This window comes from Streptomyces sp. NPDC005004 (genome assembly GCF_053600675.1).
Genome location: NZ_JBSGAH010000017.1, coordinates 13,766 through 31,280 on the forward strand (window position 1 = coordinate 13,766; position 17,515 = coordinate 31,280).

At 72.1% G+C, this 17,515-nt stretch carries 20 protein-coding genes; 11 read left to right on the forward strand and 9 right to left on the reverse strand.

Going from position 1 to position 17,515, the window contains the following annotated elements:
* Positions 1-20 precede the first annotated feature (20 nt).
* The 3 genes from ACWEEU_RS23320 to ACWEEU_RS23330 are packed head-to-tail and all read left to right on the forward strand — an operon-like array spanning position 21 to position 1,285.
* Positions 21-536 carry an NUDIX domain-containing protein gene (locus ACWEEU_RS23320; protein WP_385750342.1) on the forward strand — a complete coding sequence of 172 codons (516 nt, stop codon included), beginning with the start codon at positions 21-23 and terminating at the stop codon, positions 534-536.
* 21 nt (positions 537-557) lie between these two features.
* Positions 558-950, forward strand: coding sequence for a YidH family protein (locus tag ACWEEU_RS23325; protein WP_199585985.1), 393 nt, complete (start codon positions 558-560; stop codon positions 948-950).
* On the forward strand, positions 938-1,285 hold the full coding sequence (locus tag ACWEEU_RS23330; protein WP_451734701.1) for a DUF202 domain-containing protein: 348 nt from the start codon (positions 938-940) through the stop codon (positions 1,283-1,285). Before ACWEEU_RS23325 ends, ACWEEU_RS23330 begins: the two co-directional genes overlap by 13 nt.
* Before the next feature lie 46 nt (positions 1,286-1,331).
* Here ACWEEU_RS23330 and ACWEEU_RS23335 read toward each other — a convergent pair whose 3' ends face one another.
* Positions 1,332-2,264: an NADP-dependent oxidoreductase gene (locus ACWEEU_RS23335; RefSeq protein WP_451734703.1), complete on the reverse strand. Its 933-nt coding sequence runs from the start codon at positions 2,262-2,264 to the stop codon at positions 1,332-1,334.
* A gap of 177 nt (positions 2,265-2,441) precedes the next feature.
* On the opposite strand from ACWEEU_RS23335, the gene ACWEEU_RS23340 reads away from it, so the two are divergent.
* The 3 genes from ACWEEU_RS23340 to ACWEEU_RS23350 all read left to right on the forward strand — a co-directional run bounded on the left by ACWEEU_RS23340 (position 2,442) and on the right by ACWEEU_RS23350 (position 5,152).
* Complete coding sequence (locus ACWEEU_RS23340; protein WP_385750349.1) at positions 2,442-2,741, forward strand: hypothetical protein; 300 nt, start codon at positions 2,442-2,444, stop codon at positions 2,739-2,741.
* 167 nt (positions 2,742-2,908) lie between these two features.
* Complete coding sequence (locus ACWEEU_RS23345) at positions 2,909-3,931, forward strand: phosphotransferase family protein (RefSeq protein ID WP_451734705.1); 1,023 nt, start codon at positions 2,909-2,911, stop codon at positions 3,929-3,931.
* 6 nt (positions 3,932-3,937) lie between these two features.
* The gene (locus tag ACWEEU_RS23350) at positions 3,938-5,152 is read left to right on the forward strand and encodes an acyl-CoA dehydrogenase family protein (protein ID WP_385749590.1); all 1,215 of its coding nucleotides are present in this window, start codon (positions 3,938-3,940) and stop codon (positions 5,150-5,152) included.
* Between the two features lie 69 nt (positions 5,153-5,221).
* Here ACWEEU_RS23350 and ACWEEU_RS23355 read toward each other — a convergent pair whose 3' ends face one another.
* On the reverse strand, positions 5,222-5,815 hold the full coding sequence (locus tag ACWEEU_RS23355) for a TetR/AcrR family transcriptional regulator (protein WP_385749593.1): 594 nt from the start codon (positions 5,813-5,815) through the stop codon (positions 5,222-5,224).
* A 142-nt stretch (positions 5,816-5,957) separates the two neighbouring features.
* Entirely contained in the window at positions 5,958-6,728 is a 771-nt protein-coding gene (locus tag ACWEEU_RS23360; protein ID WP_451734708.1) for an SDR family oxidoreductase, read from the reverse strand.
* A 294-nt stretch (positions 6,729-7,022) separates the two neighbouring features.
* Here ACWEEU_RS23360 and ACWEEU_RS23365 point away from each other — a divergent pair, with 294 nt between their 5' ends.
* Positions 7,023-8,264, forward strand: coding sequence for an exo-beta-N-acetylmuramidase NamZ family protein (locus tag ACWEEU_RS23365; protein ID WP_385749598.1), 1,242 nt, complete (start codon positions 7,023-7,025; stop codon positions 8,262-8,264).
* An 87-nt stretch (positions 8,265-8,351) separates the two neighbouring features.
* On the opposite strand, the gene ACWEEU_RS23370 is transcribed toward ACWEEU_RS23365, so the two are convergent.
* On the reverse strand, positions 8,352-11,144 hold the full coding sequence (locus ACWEEU_RS23370; protein ID WP_451734710.1) for a penicillin acylase family protein: 2,793 nt from the start codon (positions 11,142-11,144) through the stop codon (positions 8,352-8,354).
* 272 nt (positions 11,145-11,416) lie between these two features.
* On the opposite strand from ACWEEU_RS23370, the gene ACWEEU_RS23375 reads away from it, so the two are divergent.
* On the forward strand, positions 11,417-12,019 hold the full coding sequence (locus tag ACWEEU_RS23375; protein WP_199586005.1) for a hypothetical protein: 603 nt from the start codon (positions 11,417-11,419) through the stop codon (positions 12,017-12,019).
* Between the two features lie 174 nt (positions 12,020-12,193).
* On the opposite strand, the gene ACWEEU_RS23380 is transcribed toward ACWEEU_RS23375, so the two are convergent.
* Both ACWEEU_RS23380 and soxR read right to left on the reverse strand, forming a co-directional pair.
* Positions 12,194-12,559: a hypothetical protein gene (locus ACWEEU_RS23380; RefSeq protein ID WP_385749603.1), complete on the reverse strand. Its 366-nt coding sequence runs from the start codon at positions 12,557-12,559 to the stop codon at positions 12,194-12,196.
* 39 nt (positions 12,560-12,598) lie between these two features.
* Complete coding sequence (gene soxR, locus ACWEEU_RS23385; RefSeq protein WP_451734713.1) at positions 12,599-13,057, reverse strand: redox-sensitive transcriptional activator SoxR; 459 nt, start codon at positions 13,055-13,057, stop codon at positions 12,599-12,601.
* Between the two features lie 111 nt (positions 13,058-13,168).
* On the opposite strand from soxR, the gene ACWEEU_RS23390 reads away from it, so the two are divergent.
* Positions 13,169-13,630 carry a MaoC family dehydratase gene (locus ACWEEU_RS23390; RefSeq protein WP_199586011.1) on the forward strand — a complete coding sequence of 154 codons (462 nt, stop codon included), beginning with the start codon at positions 13,169-13,171 and terminating at the stop codon, positions 13,628-13,630.
* A 79-nt stretch (positions 13,631-13,709) separates the two neighbouring features.
* Here ACWEEU_RS23390 and ACWEEU_RS23395 read toward each other — a convergent pair whose 3' ends face one another.
* The 3 genes from ACWEEU_RS23395 to ACWEEU_RS23405 form a co-directional block, all read right to left on the reverse strand.
* Positions 13,710-14,333, reverse strand: coding sequence for a TetR/AcrR family transcriptional regulator (locus tag ACWEEU_RS23395; RefSeq protein ID WP_018549222.1), 624 nt, complete (start codon positions 14,331-14,333; stop codon positions 13,710-13,712).
* An 87-nt stretch (positions 14,334-14,420) separates the two neighbouring features.
* Positions 14,421-14,708, reverse strand: coding sequence for a YiaA/YiaB family inner membrane protein (locus tag ACWEEU_RS23400; protein WP_385749611.1), 288 nt, complete (start codon positions 14,706-14,708; stop codon positions 14,421-14,423).
* Positions 14,709-14,768: 60 nt separating this feature from the next.
* Positions 14,769-15,920: an acyl-CoA dehydrogenase family protein gene (locus tag ACWEEU_RS23405; RefSeq protein ID WP_385749624.1), complete on the reverse strand. Its 1,152-nt coding sequence runs from the start codon at positions 15,918-15,920 to the stop codon at positions 14,769-14,771.
* Positions 15,921-16,005: 85 nt separating this feature from the next.
* On the opposite strand from ACWEEU_RS23405, the gene ACWEEU_RS23410 reads away from it, so the two are divergent.
* Positions 16,006-16,650, forward strand: coding sequence for a TetR/AcrR family transcriptional regulator (locus ACWEEU_RS23410; protein WP_451734715.1), 645 nt, complete (start codon positions 16,006-16,008; stop codon positions 16,648-16,650).
* 151 nt (positions 16,651-16,801) lie between these two features.
* A complete protein-coding gene (locus tag ACWEEU_RS23415) occupies positions 16,802-17,506 on the forward strand; it encodes an ArsR/SmtB family transcription factor (protein WP_451734717.1) in 705 nt (234 codons plus the stop codon).
* Positions 17,507-17,515: the final 9 nt, after the last annotated feature.

The following is a 17,515-nucleotide window of genomic DNA, read 5'->3' on the forward strand; positions in this document are numbered from 1 at the left end:
TGGGCTGCTTGGATGGCCGTATGAATCCTGCCGACGAGATCCTCGACATCGTGGACGAGCGGGACCGGGTGGTCGGCCGGGTCCCGCGCGGTGAGGCGTACGCCCGGGGGCTGCGCCACCGCTGCGTCTTCGTCCAGGCCCGGGACGCGGCCGGGCGGCTCTTCGTCCACCGCCGCACCGCGACCAAGCTGGTCTTCCCCGCGCTGTACGACATGTTCGTCGGCGGGGTGGTGGGCGCGGGCGAGTCCTACGACGAGGCCGCGCTGCGGGAGGCCGAGGAGGAGCTGGGGGTGTCGGGTCTTGACCGCCCGGAGTTCCTGTTCAAGTTCCTCTACGACGACGGGTCGGGCAGGAGCTGGTGGTCGGCGGTGTACGAGGTGCGCTGCGAGCTGCCGGTCCAGCCGCAGGTGGAGGAGGTGCAGTGGCACGACTTCCTGTCCGAGGACGAGGTGGAGCGGCGGCTCGGCGAGTGGGAGTGGGTGCCGGACGGGCTCGCGGCGTACGAGCGGCTGAGGGCGTTCCGGGCGGGCTCGTGAGGCGCCGGTAGTGTCCATGGCGTGATCGAATTCGCGCGGAACGTCCGCCTCTGGTTCGCCCCCGAGCGGGTACGGGACGAGGGCAGCACCCCCGACTACCGGTTCTCGCTCGCCAACGAGCGCACGTTCCTCGCCTGGCTGCGGACCGCGCTCGCGCTGATCGGCGGCGGCTTCGCGGTGGACCAGTTCCTCCCGCACCTGCGCTGGGCGTGGCGCGCGGGACTCGCGCTGGCGTTGCTCGCGGCCGGGGTGTTGTGCGCCTTGCGCGCGGTGAACCACTGGGTGCGCTGCGAGCGGGCGATGCGACGCGGCGAGGACCTGCCGGTCTCCCGCTTCCCGGTGCTGCTGAGCCTGGTGGTCGCGGTGGTGGCCCTCGCGATGGTCGTGGTGGTGCTGGCGGGGTGGGCGGGGTGAGTGTGGGTCAGGACCCGGGTGGGGCGCCGTCCGGCCGGGACAGGGGGCTCCAGCCGCAGCGGACGCGGCTGGCCTGGCGGCGTACGACGCTGGCGTGCACGGTGGTGGTGGTGCTCGCGGTGCGGGCGGCGCTGCGCGCGGGCGAGCCGGTCGCCGCCGCGCTGCTCTGTGCGGCGAGCTGCGGGCTGTGGGTGGGCTTCCTGCGGATCGCCCACCACCGCGTCCGCGCCCTGGCGGCCGACGAGCGGCCCGCCGCGCTGACTCCGCGTCACGCGACGGCGGCGGCCGTGTGCGCGGCGACGCTGGCGGTGTGCGCGGCGGTGCTGCTGGTCTGAGGGCGGAGGCGGTCCCCCTGGCGCCGGCGCCCGCCCCCTCGGTCCGCTACTTCTCCGGCACCGTGACGACGATCTTGCCCCGGGCGTGGTGGCCCTCGCTGAGCCGTTGGGCCTCCGCCGCTTCCTCCAGGGGGAAGACCTTGTCCACGTGGACGGAGATCACGCCCTGGTCGGCCCACTGGGACAGCTTGGTGAGGTCTTCGGCGTCGGGGCGGACGAACCAGTAGCGGCCGCCGTACGCGACCGCCTCGGGGTCGGCGATGGAGACGAGGCTGCCGCCGGGGGCGAGCAGGTTGGCGGAGATCTTGAGGGTCTCGCCGCCGATGGTGTCGAAGACCGCGTCGACGCCCTCGGGGGCGATCCCGCGCACGCGCTCGGCCAGGCCCGCGCCGTAGGAGACGGGTTCGCCGCCGAGGGAGCGTACGTAGTCGTGGTTGCGCTCGCTCGCGGTGCCGATGACGCGGGCGCCGAGGTGGACGCCGATCTGGACGGCGAGCGAGCCGACCCCGCCGGCGGCGGCGTGCACGAGGAGGGTCTCGCCGCGCCTGACCCCGAGGATCGTGACCACGCACTGATAGGCGGTCAGCCCGACCAGCGGCAGGCCCGCCGCCTCCTCGAAGGACAGGGCGCCGGGCTTGGGGGCGAGGGTGCGCACGGGGGCGGAGACGTACTCGGCGAAGGTGCCGAGGGAGAGGAAGTCCTCGCGGACGTAGCCGATCACCTCGTCCCCCTCCGCGTACTCCGTGACCGAGGCGCCGGGCTTGACCACGATCCCGCTCATGTCCCAGCCGGTGATCACCGGGAACACGGTCTCCAGGATCGGGTCGAGGTGGCCCTCGCGGCACTTCCAGTCCACCGGGTTGACGGCCGCCGCGCGCACCCGGACCAGCACCTGGTCGGGTCCGACCCTGGGCTCGGGCCGCTCGCCGTACTCGAGCACCTCGGGTCCGCCGTAGCGGCGGTAGCTGATCGCCTTCATGCCCTAGACCTTCCTGGGTGCCCGCACGCCACGCAACCCATATGCCGGGATACGCCCCGTTCGCGCGTAGCCTGTCCGTCGTCGTCACGACCCGCGGGCCGTCCTCGGCGACACCCGCCGCAGGTCACCCTCTCCACGACGGCACCTTCCCACCCCGTATCCCCGAAGGTGAGCCCCATGACCGACCTTCACCAGGAACACTCCGAGCACGGCGCCCACAGCCACGGGCCGGGCTGCGGGCACTCCGCGGTACCGCACGGCGACCACGTCGACTACGCGCACGACGGCCATCTGCACCGCGCCCACAGCGACCACTGGGACGAGTGCGAGCCCGCAGGGCACACCGCGCACACCGGCCACGACCACGTGCACCACGAGGAGTGCGGACACGCGCGCGTGGTCCACGGCGACCATGTGGACTATCTGCACGACGGACACCGGCATGCCGAGCACGGGGACCACTACGACGACCACTGAGGCCGCCCGCGCCGACGGCCCCTTTGACGACATGCCGGAGGGGCCGTCGGCGCGCGACTGTGGTCCCGGTCACGGATCGGCCCGGTTCCGGTGAACACACTGGACGACATACCGACCGGTCGGCATCATGAGACGGGTTCCTGTTCGCCCGTTCCCAGGAGTGACGTATGAGCGCCGACCACCCGCCCGGACTCGATCCCGACCGGCTGCGCGCGCTGCTCGACCGCGAGCGCCCCGGTCTGGTCAGCGGCCCCCTGACCGGCCGGCTGATCGAGGGCGGACGGTCGAACCTCACGTACGCGGTGTCCGACGGCACCTCGAAGTGGGTCGTCCGCCGTCCGCCGCTGGGCCATGTGCTCGCCACCGCGCACGACATGCGGCGCGAGCACCGGGTGATCAGCGCCCTGCACCCGACCGACGTGCCGGTCCCCCGTCCGGTGCTGCTGTGCGAGGACGAGGAGGTGCTCGGGGCTCCGTTCTACGTCATGGAGTACGTCGAGGGCACCCCCTACCGCACGGCGGACCAGCTCGCCCCGCTCGGCGCCAAGCGCACCCGGGACGCGGTGCTGTCCCTGGTGGACACCCTCGTCGAGCTGCACGCGGTGGAGCCCGGCGAGGTCGGGCTCGCGGACTTCGGCCGGCCCGAGGGCTTCCTGGACCGCCAACTGCGCCGCTGGGGGAAGCAGTTGGACGCCTCCCGCAACCGCGACCTCGCGGGCATCGACGAGCTGCACGCGGCGCTGGGCCGCTCGCTGCCCACCTCTCCCGCCCCCACGGTCGTGCACGGCGACTACCGCCTGGACAACGTGCTGATCGGCCCGGACGACCGGATCGAGGCCATCCTCGACTGGGAGATGTCCACGCTCGGCGATCCGCTGACCGACCTGGGCCTGCTGGTGATGTACAGCCGTCCGCTCGGCATGGCCGACTCCCCCGTCTCCACCACCGCCGAGGCGCCGGGCCACCCGGCCCCGCGCGAACTGGTCGAGCGGTACGCGGCGCGCTCCGGGCGCGATGTCTCGGACGTCAACTGGTACACGGCGTTCGCCTGGTTCAAGCTCGCCGTGATCCTGGAGGGCATCCACTACCGCTACACCCTCGGCCAGACGGTCGGGCGCGGCTTCGACCGCATCGGGGACCTCGTTCCGGTCTTCATCGACCACGGCTTGACGACTCTTCAGGAAGGCTGACCGCACATGGACTTCGCGTTCGACGCGCGCACCGAGGAGCTGCGGGAAAAGCTCCTCGCCTTCATGGACGAGTACGTGTACCCGGCCGAGCCGGTCGCCGAGGAGCAGCGGGCGAAGCTCTCCTCGCCGTGGGACACCCCCGCGGTGGTCGAGGAGCTGAAGGCCGAGGCGCGCAGGCAGGGGCTGTGGAACCTGTTCCTGCCCGACAGCGAGTACGGCGCGGGGCTCACCAACCTCCAGTACGCGCCGCTCGCCGAGATCACGGGCCGTTCCCCGCACCTGGCGCCGCCCGCGACCAACTGCGCGGCTCCGGACACCGGGAACATGGAGGTGCTGGCCCAGTTCGGCACCGAGGCGCAGAAGAAGCAGTGGCTGGAGCCGCTGCTCGCGGGCGAGATCCGCTCGGCGTTCGCGATGACCGAGCCGGAGGTCGCCTCCTCGGACGCCACCAACATCACCACGCGCATCGAGCGGGACGGCGACGAGTACGTCGTCACCGGTCGCAAGTGGTACATCTCCGGGGCGATGAACCCGGACTGCCAGATCTTCATCGTGATGGGCAAGACCGACCCGGACGGCGCCGACATCCGGCGCCAGCAGTCCATGGTGCTGGTCCCCCGCGACACGCCGGGACTCACGGTCAAGCGGGCCATGAAGGTCTTCGGCTACGAGGACCACTCGCACGGCGGCCACGCCGAGGTCGTCTTCGACCAGGTGCGTGTGCCGGTGTCGAACCTGATCGGCGAGGAGGGCGGCGGCTTCGCCATCGCGCAGGCGCGGCTCGGCCCGGGGCGCATCCACCACTGTATGCGGCTGATCGGCATGGCCGAGCGGGCGATCGAGCTGATGTGCCGCCGGGCGGTGTCCCGTACGGCCTTCGGCAAGGCGCTGGCCCAGCAGGGCGTGGTCCAGAACTGGATCGCGGACGCCCGGGTGACGGTCGAGCAGTTGCGGCTGCTGGTGCTGAAGACGGCGTGGCTGATGGACACCGTCGGCAACAAGGGCGCCCACACCGAGATCCAGGCCATCAAGATCGCCACGCCTCGCGCGGTGGTGGAGATCCTGGACCGCGCGATCCAGTTGCACGGCGCGGGCGGGGTGAGCCAGGACTTCCCGCTGGCCGAGGTGTACGCGAGCGCGCGCACGCTGATGCTGGCGGACGGGCCCGACGAGGTGCATCAGCGGTCGCTGGCGCGGCGGGAGCTGAAGAAGTACCTGTAGCGGGGGCCCGGGTTCGACAGGGCCTGAGGTAAGGGGCGTTCGCCGTGGCGGGCGCCCCTTACGCGTGTTCTACGGCCGCAGCGCGCGCAGCAGCAGGTCCGCCAGGTGGTCGGCGACCTGCTGCGGGGTCAGCGGGCCCTCCGGGCGGTACCAGGTCGACAGATGGTGGACCGAGCCGAAGTGGTAGTCCACGACGAGGTCGGCGGGGGTGGCGGTGGAGAAGACACCCTCGCGCTGGCCCTCCTCGACGAGCGCGCGGAAGCGTTCGTGGTAGCGGCGGCGCTCGGCGCGGACCTGCTTGTTCTTCTCCGGGCTCAGATGGTGCATGGAACGGAAGAAGATCGCGGCGTCGTCCAGGTTGTCGATGGTGGTGACCACCACGTCGGCCGCCGCGGCGCGCAGCCGCTTGTCGACCGGCTCGTCCGCGTCCGCGAAGGTGTCCAGGCGCTCCTGCTGGAGGCGCAGCACGCGCGCGTACACCTCGTGCAGGAGGTCGTCCTTGGAGCCGAAGTAGTGGTAGAGCGCGCCCTTGGTGACGCCCGCCGCCTCCACGATCTCCTGGACCGAGGTGCGGTCGTAGCCCTGCTCGGCGAAGAGGCGGGTGGCGGCGTCCAGCAGCCGCCGGGGTACGGGCGTCCCGTCCCCGTCCGTGGTCCTGGGCACTGTCGCCACCTGCCTTTCCGTCGTCGTCGCCGACTGTCGTCGTCCTGGTCGCACGCGTGGGACGCGTGTCCCGCCGGAGGATCTTCCCATTACCGGTCCCGGACGGATGCCCCCGGTTCTCCGTCCGGGCCCGGGCGGGCCGTCAGCGGCCCTCCTCCCAGGTCCGCTGGACGCGGTTCATGCCCGCCAGCCAGCGGTCGGGGGCGGCGGCGCGCGCCTGGTAGTACTCCGCGACCTCGGGGTGCGGGAGGATCAGGAAGCGGTCCTCGGCGATGCCCTTCAGGAGCGCGTCCGCGACGGCCGCCGGCTCGATGGCGGTCGGCTGGAGCACCAGGTCGCCCGCGCTGCCGGTGGCGGCGAGCATGTCGGTGCGCACGCCCTGCGGGCAGATGGCGTGGACCTTGAGCCCCCGGTGCCGGTAGGTGAGCGACAGCCACTCCGCGAAGGCGAGCGCGCCGTGCTTGGTGACGCTGTAGGAGGGGGCGCCGATCATGGTGAGCAGTCCGGCGGCGGAGACGGTCGAGACGAACCGCCCCGTGCCCCGCTCCAGCCACTCGGGGAGCAGCGCGTGGGCGGCGCGGACGTGGGCCATCACGTTGACGTCCCAGGAGGTCTGCCAGGAACCCTCGTCCAGCGGGCCCTGGGGCAGGGAGTCCTCGAAGGCGACGCCCGCGTTGGCGCAGTAGACGTCGATGGTGCCGCCGAGGGCCTCGCGCGCCTCCTCGACGACGGCGGAGGCGTCCCCGGGCACGGCGATGGCGCCGATCTCCTCGGCCACCGCCTTGGCCTTGACCGCGTCCAGGTCGTTGACGGCCACCCGGGCGCCCTCGGCGGCGAACCTGCGGGCCAGCGCGGCCCCGATCCCTCCGCCCGCTCCGGTGACGACGACTGCGGCATCCCGCACAGCTTCCACGCTCGGTCTCCCTCGACACGCGACACGGCTCGACACGGCTCGGCGCGGCGCGTTTCCGGCGCCACTCGCGCCAGACTAACCAGTCGGTATGCCCGGCGGAAGGGAAAACACGGACGGCCGCGGTCCGGCTCGTTCCCTGGCGGGCGGTCCCGCGCTAGCGTCCCCGGGGCCACGCCCGCCGCACACCGCCGGACCGTCACCCGCACACCACCCGCCCGACCTGCCCGACCCGTACGCCCGCTCGTCCGTACGTCTGTTCGTCCGTTCGTCCGCCGCGATCACGGAGGTCACCGCATGACGCTGTCCAGACGGAGCCTGCTCACCACCACCGCCACGGCCGCGGTCGCCGGGGCGGTCCCGGTCCCGGCCTCGACCGCCGGGGACGCGGGCGGGCTGCGCACGGGATTCGAGCGGCTGGTCGCCGAGGGGTACGCGCCGCTGGCCGGCCGCAGGGTCGGGATCGTCACCAACCCGACCGGGGTCACCCGCGACGTCCGGCACATCGTGGACGTGATGCACGCCGACCCGCGCGTACGCCTGACCGCCGTGTTCGGCCCCGAGCACGGCTTCCGGGGCACCGCGCAGGCAGGCGGCTCCGAGGGACGCTACGACGACCCGGCGACCGGACTGCCGGTCTACGACACGTACTTGAAGAGCGGCGCCGATCTGGCCCGGGTGTTCACCGCCTCCGGCGTGGACACGGTGGTCTTCGACATCCAGGACGTGGGCGCCCGCTTCTACACCTACATCTGGACGCTGTACGACTGCATGGAGGCGGCCGCGCTCGCGGGCAAGCGGTTTATGGTCCTGGACCGGCCCAATCCGGTGACCGGCCGCTCCGCTCAAGGTCCGGTGCTGCACCAGGAGTTCGCGAGCTTCGTCGGACGGCGCCCGATCGCCCAGGCGCACGGCATGACCGCGGCCGAGCTGGCGCTGCTGTTCAACGGGGAGTTCCTGGACAGGCCCGTGCCGCTGGAGACGGTGCGGATGACGGGGTGGCGGCGCGCGACGTGGTACGACGCGTGCGGGCTGCCCTGGGTGCCGCCGAGCCCCAACATGCCCACTGCGGAAACGGCGTTGGTGTACTCCGGCACCTGCGTGTTCGAGGGCACGAACCTCTCCGAGGGGCGCGGCACCACCCGTCCCTTCGAACTCCTCGGCGCGGAGGGCGTCGACGGCCGCTGGGCCGAGGCGGCGAACGGACTCCGGCTGCCCGGGGTGCGGTTCAGGGAGGCGTACTTCGCGCCCACCTTCTCCAAGTTCCAGGGCAGGACGGTGGGCGGGGTGCAGATCCATGTGCACGACCGGTCGGTCTACGACCCGGTGCGCACCGGCATCGGGCTGCTGGTGACGGCGCGGCGGGTGTGGAAGGACTTCGCCTGGCGCCCGGACCACTGGATCGACAAGCTCACCGGCTCGGACAAGGTGCGCACGATGATCGACGCGGGGGCCGGGACCGACGAGGTGACCGCCGCCTGGCAGCCGGAGCTTGCGGCGTTCCGGAAGAGGCGCGGGAAGTATCTGCTCTACCGCTGATCCGGCCCGGCGTTGACCGCCGGCGCCGGTGTCGGGCGAGCGGCCTCCAAGTCACCCTGTGAAGCGGTGACTTGGAGGCCGCGGACATCACCGGTGCGAGGTGTACTCCACGACCTGCTGGAAGGTCGGCCGGTTCTGCCAACTGATCTTGCCGTGCTTGATGCCGCCGAGGGTGCGCTGGGTGATGGAGTCGGCGCACCACTGGTCACCGGCCGAGCACTGGTCGTCGCCCGGGTAGACCTGGGCCGCGGTGCGCCCGGCCGTCTGCTTGAGGGTGCCGATCAGCGCGTCCCGGCAGGCGCTGAGGCTGCCGTCGCCGCAGTAGGTCCGGGCGAGCGGACCCTGGACGGACTCGCCGAGGACGGACCGGATGTCCTTGTCGACGTAGCTCCACCAGCCGTACTGGAAGGAGCTTCCGGCGTGCGAGCCGGTCGGGCCGTGCCCGGCGGAAGGCGCTTCGTCCACGGGCAGGTTGGCCGTGAAGGCGCTGAACAGGTCGGTGCCGAGGCCGGGTTCGAACTCGGCCTTCACCAGCAGCGGCCACCAGGCGTCCAGGATGCGGATCGCGTCGGCGTCGGCGTACTTCTTGGAGCCTGCCGAGGTCTCCTTGCGCTGGGCGCCCGCGGTCACCCACGCCTGGAGCCTGCTCACGGCCGAGGCGGCCGTACTGTCCGTCACGGGCGAAGAGTTGACCACCTTCAGCAGCTCGGGCAGCACGTCCTCGGCGCGCAGGTCGGCGAGGGCGGCGCCCGCCATCGCCTGGACCAGCTTGGTGCGGGTCACTCCGCCGGCAGCGGCGAGCTTGCTCACCCGGTCCTCCAGGAGGTCGCCCCGGTGCACCGAGCCCTCGCCCCAGGGGGCGGCGGCGTAGTCCTTGGCCTGCTTGTTGTTCCAGGAGATGTAGTAGTCCTGGTCGACCGACCCGGGGTGGGCGGAGGCCGGGGTGTAGTCGGCGGTGTTGCCTTCCGGGTTCCACCCGCGCCATTCGTAGTCGGGGCGGGCCCAGGCCGGGAACTCGCTGTCGACGCCGTCGGCGCGGACCGGGTTGTCGCCGCTGTTGTAGTAGGCGGTGTGCCGGGAGTCGGCGTAGAACCAGTTGAACGTGTAGTTGATGTGCTGGGCGGCCTTCTGGAAGTCCTCCGGGCCCTTGACGTAGTCGGGGTCGTTCAGCATCTGGAAGCCGATGATCGAGTCGGCCTCGTGGAGGTAGGAGGAGCGCAGGGTGGTGTAGGCGACCTTCTTGCCGCCGACGGTCGCCCGGTACTGCACGGGACCGTACTTGGTGCGCCAGACGCGCAGGGTGTACGACCCGGCGGCGGTGCCGTCGGCCACGGTCGGCTTCCAGGCGTTCTTCCGTTCGAGCTGCTCCATGGCCGTGCAGGTGCCGTGGTACAGGTAGTGGTAGTCGTCCTGGCACAGCTCGACCGCGTAGCTGTCGATGATGTCCTGGCCCGAGGTGGTCGCGCTCCAGGAGTAGTCCTGGCCCCGGCCGAGTTCGACGTACATGCTCAGGCCCGCGAAGGAGGCGCCGCGCGCGCTGATGCCAGGGCCCTGGATCTCCTGGAGCATCAGCAACTGCGGGGCGAAGTAGCCGGTCTGCGGGCCGAACACGGCGACGGGGTGGCCGCTGGCGGTGTGGGCGCCGCTGACGACGAGGGCGTTGGACATGCCGCGTTTCGCCGAACCGAGGGTGGTCTTCGCGGCCGTGGTCGAGGCGGACTTGGCGCCTGCCGAGCCCGCGCTGCCGGTGCGGTCGTAGACCAGGGGCTCCTGGACGACCGAGCCGGGGTCGGGCAGGGCCTCGCCCTTGGGGTCGGCGGGGCGGGTGCCGTAGGGGAAGCTCTCGCCGTCGTGGACGGTGAGGACGGCCTCGGGGTCGTTGCGCTCGCGGAACGACTCCCAGACCTTGGTGCCCTCCGTGACGCCGTACTTGGCCTGGGCGGCGAGCAGCGAGACGGCGTTGTCGACCTCGCCGCCCCCGCCGGAGCCGAAGAGGGCGCCGACGACCGAGGCGAGCGCGACCAGGTCGGTGATCTTGAAGTGGTCGATGGTGCCCGCGTTGGTGATGGAGTCCTTGTGGCCGGTGAGGACGTACTCGCCGGGGAAGTAGCGGCCGCTGTCGGAGGCGTCGATGTAGGAGTTGATGCCGTCGAGGTAGGCGTTCGCGTCGGTGAGGGACTGACGGCCGCGGTCGCCGCCGCGGGCCACCGCGCTGTCGATCTGGGCCTGGAGGTCGGCCTCGGTGTAGGGGGCGTTGCGGTAGAACTGCTGCTCGAGGCCCTGGTTGGCGAGGGCGCCGCCCGCGAAGGCGGTCAACTGGCCGCGTCCCACGTGCCGGAACAGGTCCATGAGCCACAGCCGGTCCTCGGCGGCGGCGTATCCGGCGCCGAACTCGGTGCCGTAGCGGCTGGTGCCGGTGATGTGCGGCACGCCGGTCTTCTTGTCGCGCACGATCGTGACGTCGGCGCGTCCGGCGGGTTTCTCGGTGGAGGCGACCTGGTCGGCGGAGACGCCGAACGAGGAGTCGTTGAAGAAGGTGTTGATCTTCGCGTCGGTCAGACCGGGGTAGCCGGTGGCGAGGTTGGCGTAGGGGCCGAGCTGGTCCTCGGCGTGGTCGGGCTGGGTGCCGAACGCCTGGTTGAGCAGGATCTGGGCGAGGGTGGCGTTGCCGTTCTCGCCGGGCGGCAGGATGTCGGAACACTGCCCGCCGCAGTAGTCGTTGGGGGCGGCGGCAGGGGTTCCGGCTGCCGCCGCCTGGGTGAGAGGTGAGAGAAGACCGGCGATCAGGACGCATATGGACGCCGTCTTCAGGAACCCGGAAAGAGTGCGGGGAGTTCTCGCTCTGTCGGACAACGCGTTACGTGGGGTGCGCCGTGCCATGGCAGCTCCTCCCGACTGGGGGTGGGCCGGACGTTACCGGCGGTATCCCCGCGATGGAAGGTGAACATGCGTCAACTTCCGTGCTCTGCCCGGCCGGTGACCCGGTCGGCGCCCTCGGGCGGTCAACCCGGGGTGCCTTATGGGAGGGCATCGGAAATCGGATGGAGCCGGATGGACCGGCGGCACGTCTATCCGGCAACGTCGCACGCGATGCCGTACGGCGACGCCGAGGTGACCGACGTGCGACACAGAGGTGACGGAGGTGCAGGGCGATGGCCGGATTCCGAAGTCTGGCGAGACAGGTGCGCGATCCGCGATGCGATCTGGCGCTGCGGCGCTATTCGCTGCGCAAGTGCCTGGAGCGGTTCGCTCCTTACGGGCACCGGGCGACCTGGGACCATCTGTGCTCCCGGGCCGGTTTCGGCCCGGAGGACCGCTCCCCGGACCCAGCGCGGCTCGTGGCCGCACTGGTCGAGCTGGAGGAGGCGCGTGCGGTGTGGCTGGCCTACGAGGCCGATTTCGCCGAGCGGCGCAGGAAGGAGAAGCACGACGGGCTGCGCAGGCCGGGCAGCGTGGACGACTGGCATCGGATGACCTGGGGCGGCTTCGGCGTCGCCTGGTGCGACGACCCGCGGCTGCACCCCCGTGAGCCGCTGGCCGAGGTACTGCGCCGCCTGATCACCGCGCTCGAACGCGAGCCGGGTTCGGTGTGCCCCGTCTGCGCCGGCGACCGTCTCCTCTGGCGCTACGGCCTCGCCCACGCTCCGTCCTCCGGCCCGGTCTGCACGGACTGCGGCATCCTGGTGCCACGCCCGGTCCTGACACCGAGGGCACTGGCTGCGGCGCGGCGGGAGCGGCTGCTGATGTCGGCGTGAGGGCTCCGCCGGTTCGGGGGGCGCGCCGCCTGGGCCGGTGGTGCGGATGCCCGAGGGGCGCGGGGGTGGGGGCTCGCGCGCCCCGAACACGACGTGTGGGCGGGGGTGCAGGGATTCGGCGCGCCTCCGTGCGCCGCCCGGTCGGAGATCGCCCGCGCGTCGTCGTACCGACGGTCAGGACAGATCCGTGGCACCCGGGTAGTGGCACCGGAGTTCGCCGAGTACGCGCTCGTCGACCGCTCTGACCTCCCACCACGAGCTGTCCACCTCGGTCAGCACGATGACCGGCTCGTCCCCGGCGAACCCCCGTGCCTCGGCGTCGACGAGCTGGAGGAACGGGGTCGTCAGCGACAGCAGCGTCAACGTGTCCACGCCGGTGGCGGCGGACCGGCGCTCGATCTCGGCACAGCGAGGATCGGCCGTCTCGTCGCATTCGACGCGCCAAGTCAGGCCGAGGCCGGAGCCGCCGAGGCGGACCAGCAGCTCGGCCAGGGTCACGTAGTGCCTTCCGTGCCAGGCGGGGAAGGTGATCCCCTTCATCCCCGCCTCCGCTGCGGCCGTGTCACGTCGCCCAGCCCCTCAGCGGCGCTCGCGCATCAGCCGTGAGCCCGACTGCTGTTCGCCGTGTACGTCGTCCGGGTTGGACAGGACGCAGCTCTTGAGGGAGAGACAGCCGCAGCCGATGCAGTCGGTGAGGTGGTCGCGGAGGCGGTTGAGCTGGGCGATGCGGTCGTCCAGCTCGGCGCGCCAGGCTGCGGAGAGACGGGCCCAGTCCTCGCGGGTGGGGGTGCGTTCCTCGGGGAGTTCGGCGAGGGCCTCGCGGATGGTGGCCAGCGGGATGCCGACGCGTTGGGCGGCGCGGATGAAGGCGACTCGGCGCAGGGTGTCACGACAGTAGCGGCGCTGGTTGCCGGAGGTGCGCCGGCTGCGGATCAGGCCCTTGGCCTCGTAGAAGTGCAGCGCGGAGACAGCGGCGCCGCTGCGCGCGGACAACTGGCCCACGGTCAGCTCGTGGATCTTCTCGGGAATCCGGGACACTCCTCAGAGCCTACCGACCCGCCACGCGGAGTCCGTTGACAGGCGACCCGCTCCCGACCATGCTAAGCAGTTGCTTAGAGATATGAGAGACGCGAGCGAGAGGCCGGGAACATGGCAGCACCGAGGACCTTCACCTCCCCCGACGAGCTGAAGGCGGCCGTGGGCGAGCAGCTCGGCCACACCGACTGGCTGGAAGTCGACCAGAAGCGGATCGATCTGTTCGCCGAGGCCACCGGGGACCACCAGTGGATCCACGTCGACCCGGAGAAGGCCGCGGCGGGACCCTTCGGGACGACCATCGCGCACGGCTACCTCACCCTCTCCCTGCTCCCCCTCTTCGGGCCGCAGCTCATCGCGGTCGAGGGCGTGAAGATGGGCGTCAACTACGGCACGAACAAGGTCCGTTTCCCCGCTCCCGTACCCGTCGGCTCGCGCCTGCGCGCCACCGCGACGATCACGAACGTCGAGGACGTGCCCGGCGGTGTCCAGGTGTCCGTCGCCTTCACCGTGGAGCGCGAGGGCGGCGAGAAGCCGGTGTGCGTGGCGGAGTCGGTGTCCCGGTACTACTTCTGAGTCCGGGTACCACTGCCGAGCGGTCCCACCTCTGCCGTGCGGTGGCGTACGGACCGCCGGCGGGCGGCGCGGGGCGCCCTCACCGCGCCCCCACCATCCGCAGCACCAGGTCGGCGTAGAGCGCGCCGACCTGCTCCGGGGTGCGCGGCCCGTCCACGTTGAACCAGCGGGCCACGTCGATGCAGAGCGAGAGCACCGCGAGGGTGGTGCCCTGCACGTCGGGCACGTCGAACTCGCCCGCGGCCACGCCGTCCTCGATGATCCCGCGCACCTCGGCGTCCACCTGGCGGCGCAGCGCGAGGATCTCGGCGCGGGCGTCGGGCGAGAGCGCGTCCAGTTCGTACTGCACGACCCGCGCGGTGGTGCGCCGCCCGGCGTGCCAGCGCACGAAGGAGCCGACCGCGTCGGCCAGGCGCTCGGCGGCGCTCCCCTCGCGCCGGGCGGCCGTGCGCATGATGTCCAGCGCCTTGTCGTGGCCGATCCGGCTGATCCGGTGGAGCAGCTCTTCCTTGGTCTTGTAGTGGATGTAGAGCGCGGCCGGGCTCATGCCCGCGCGGCCCGCGATGTCGCGCGTCGTCGTCGCGTGGTAGCCGCGCTCGGCGAAGGCTTCCACGGCCGCGACGAGCAGGCGCCGGGCCGCGTCAGGGGTGACCTCGGCCCACGGCTCCATCTCGGCGCCGGCCGTCTCCTCCGCCGTACTCATCGCTCACTGGCCCCTCTCGCTGACAGGAGCACCACCATACCGCCGAAGCTGAGCGCCCGCTTAGCGCGGCTGCCCCGGCGCCCGGGATCAGAGCTTGTCGAACGGGTCGTGCGCCGCGAGCAGCTTCTCCACCCGCGCCTGGTCGACCCGGCTGACGATCTGCCCCGCCTCCTGCCGGTCCCGGATCACCTTGGCGAGGGTGAACGCGGAGGTCACGAGGTACAGGACCGCGATGGCGAGGAAACCCCGCACCCAGGCGTCGGCCTCCAGCCGGACGATACCGATGGCCGTGGCCGTCATGGCGACGGCGAACGAGGCGACGGCCTGGCCGTGGAAGGCCGCCGTGCTCTGCTGCTTGACCGGTGATTCGCTCATGGCACGAGTGTCGGCGGACGCGGCGCGCGCCACATCCGCCGACGTACTCAGTACGGATACTCAGAACGCCGCGACCCCGGTGAGCGCCCGCCCGATGAGCAGCTTCTGGATCTGGCTGGTGCCCTCGTAGAGGGTCATGACGCGGGCGTCGCGCAGGAGCTTGCCCGCCGGGTACTCGTCGATGTAGCCGTAACCCCCGAAGACCTGAAGGGCGTTGGAGGCGGCGCGCACGGCGGCCTCGGAGGCGAACAGCTTGGCCTTGGAGGACTCGGTGGCGAACGGCTGCCCCCGGTCGATCAGGTCCGCCACCCGCCAGGTCAGCAGCCGGGCCGCGTCCACGTCCACGGCGATGTCGCTGATCAGCTCCTGAACGAGCTGATGACGCGCGATGGGCTTGCCGAACTGCTCGCGCTCCCCGGCGTATCCCACGGCCGCGTCGAGGGCGGCCTGGGCTATGCCGACACAGCCCGCCGCGACCGACATCCGCCCCTTGGCGAGCGCCGACATGGCGACGGAGAAGCCCTTGCCCTCCGGTCCGACCAGTGCGGAGGCGGGCACGCGCACGTCCTGGAGGACCAGCTCGGCGGTGGCCTGGCCGCGCAGACCGAGCTTGCCGTGGATCGCGCGGCGGGTGAGGCCGGGGGTGTCGGTGGGGACCAGGAAGGCGGAGACGCCCTTGTGCCCCGGGGCGTCGGTGGAGCGGGCGAAGAGCAGGACGACGTCGGCCCAGGTGCCGTTGGTGATGAACGTCTTGGCGCCGTTGATCACATAGTCCCCGCCGTCGCGTACGGCCCGGGTGGTGAGATTGCCCGCGTCGGAGCCGGTGCCGGGTTCGGTCAGGCCGAAGCAGCCGACGTACCCGCCGGAGGTGAGCCCGGGCAGCCAGCGCCGCTTCTGCTCCTCGTCGCCCCAGGCCGCGATCGACTTGGCGACGAGCCCGAGGGAGACGGAGACGATCCCGCGCACGGAGGAGTCCCCGCGCCCCAGCTCCTCGGTGACCAGGCAGTACGCGAGATGGTCGCCGCCCGAGCCGCCGTACTCCTCGTCGACGGTCAGGCCGAGGAAGCCGACCTCGCCGAGCTTCTTCACGATGCCCCGGTCGACCTCTTCGGCGCGGTCCCACCCGGTCGCGTACGGCGTGATCTCGCGCGCGACGAAGTCCCGGGCCAGGCGGCGTACGGCGGCCTGCTCCTCGCTCAGCTCCAGGTTCACCATGCGATCACCTCACACCGGGCCGCACCGGGCCCGCGTTAAATTAGCAGTGCTAGTTTCCTGTGGCAGCCCTACTATGTGCGCCATGGCCCGACCGCGCAAGCCCCTCCTCAGCACCGACCGGATCGTCGCGGCGGCGCGGGAACTCGTGGACACCGAAGGGCTCGCCGCCGTCTCCACCCGGCGCCTCGCCGCCGAACTCGGCGTGAGCGGACCCTCGCTCTACAACCACTTCCGCACCAAGGACGAGATCCTGGAGGCGGTCGCGGACTCGGTGAGCGCGCAGGTCGACCTGTCGATGTTCGAGGACGGCCGCCCCTGGCGGACCGCGCTGCACGACTGGGCCGTCTCCTACCGCTCCGCCCTGCGCGACCACCCCAACATCGTCCCGGTCCTCGCGCGCGGCCCCGGCCGCCGTCCGGCCGCGCTGCGGCTGGCCGACGCGGTCTACGGCGCGATGGTGGACGCGGGCTGGCCCCCGGCCCAGGCCACCTCCATCGGCGCGCTGATGCGGTACTTCATCATGGGTTCCGCGCTCGGCTCCTTCGCCGGGGGCTTCGTGGACGACGAGAGCGCCTACGACCCCGCCGACTATCCCCACCTCGGGCAGGCCCACCTTCTCGCCGAGCAGCAGGAGAAGATCGACGAGCGGGCCTTCGAGACGGGGCTCGCCGCTCTCCTCGACGGGCTGGAGGGACAGTTCGCGGGGGTGGTGGGGCGGGCGGTCTGACCGGGCGGCGCCCTTTCCGTCTCAGGGGGCGGTGTCCCGGTGGCCGATGCTTCGGCGGGCGGTCCTTCGGTGCCCGATCCTCCGGCGGGCGGTCCTTCGGTGGGCGATCCTTCGGTGGGCGCCGAAGTGTCCGTCCGTCATGCTGGAACGCATGACCACCAAGGACCCCCGGGCTCCCGGACTCGCCGCGCTCGCCGCGCTGATCGCGGACGAGACGCGGGCCGCGTGTCTGCTCGCCCTGCTGGACGGGCGGGCGTGGACGGCGGGTGAGCTGGCCCGGCACGCGGGCGTCGCCGCGTCCACGCTCAGCGAGCACCTGGGCAAGCTGGTCGCGGGCGGTCTCCTCACCGAGGAGCGCCAGGGGCGGCACCGGTACGTCCGCCTGGCCGGGCCCGAGGTGGCCCAGTTGATCGAGGACCTGACCGCACGGCTCCCCGCCGACGCGGTGCGCCAACGGCCGCGCACGCTGCGGGAGTCGAGCGCCGGCGCCGCGATGGCGCGGGGCCGCACCTGCTACGACCATCTCGCCGGGCACCTCGGCATCGCGCTCACCGACGGGCTGACCGCGCGGGGGCTGCTGCGCCAGGACACCGGGTTCGCGCTGACGGAGGCGGGAGTGGAGTGGTTCGGCGCGGTGGGCATCGCACTGGACCGCTCCGGGCGGCGTCCGCTGGCCCGCTCCTGCCTGGACTGGACCGAGCGGCGGCCGCATCTCGCCGGGGTGGCGGGGGCGGGGCTGTGCCGGCACGCGCTGGAGTCGGGGTGGTGCGAGCGGATCGGGTCGGGGCGGGCGGTTCGGGTGACGCCGTCGGGGGAGCGGGTCTTCTCCGAGTTGCTCGGGGTGTCGGTGGGGTGACGTCGCGGG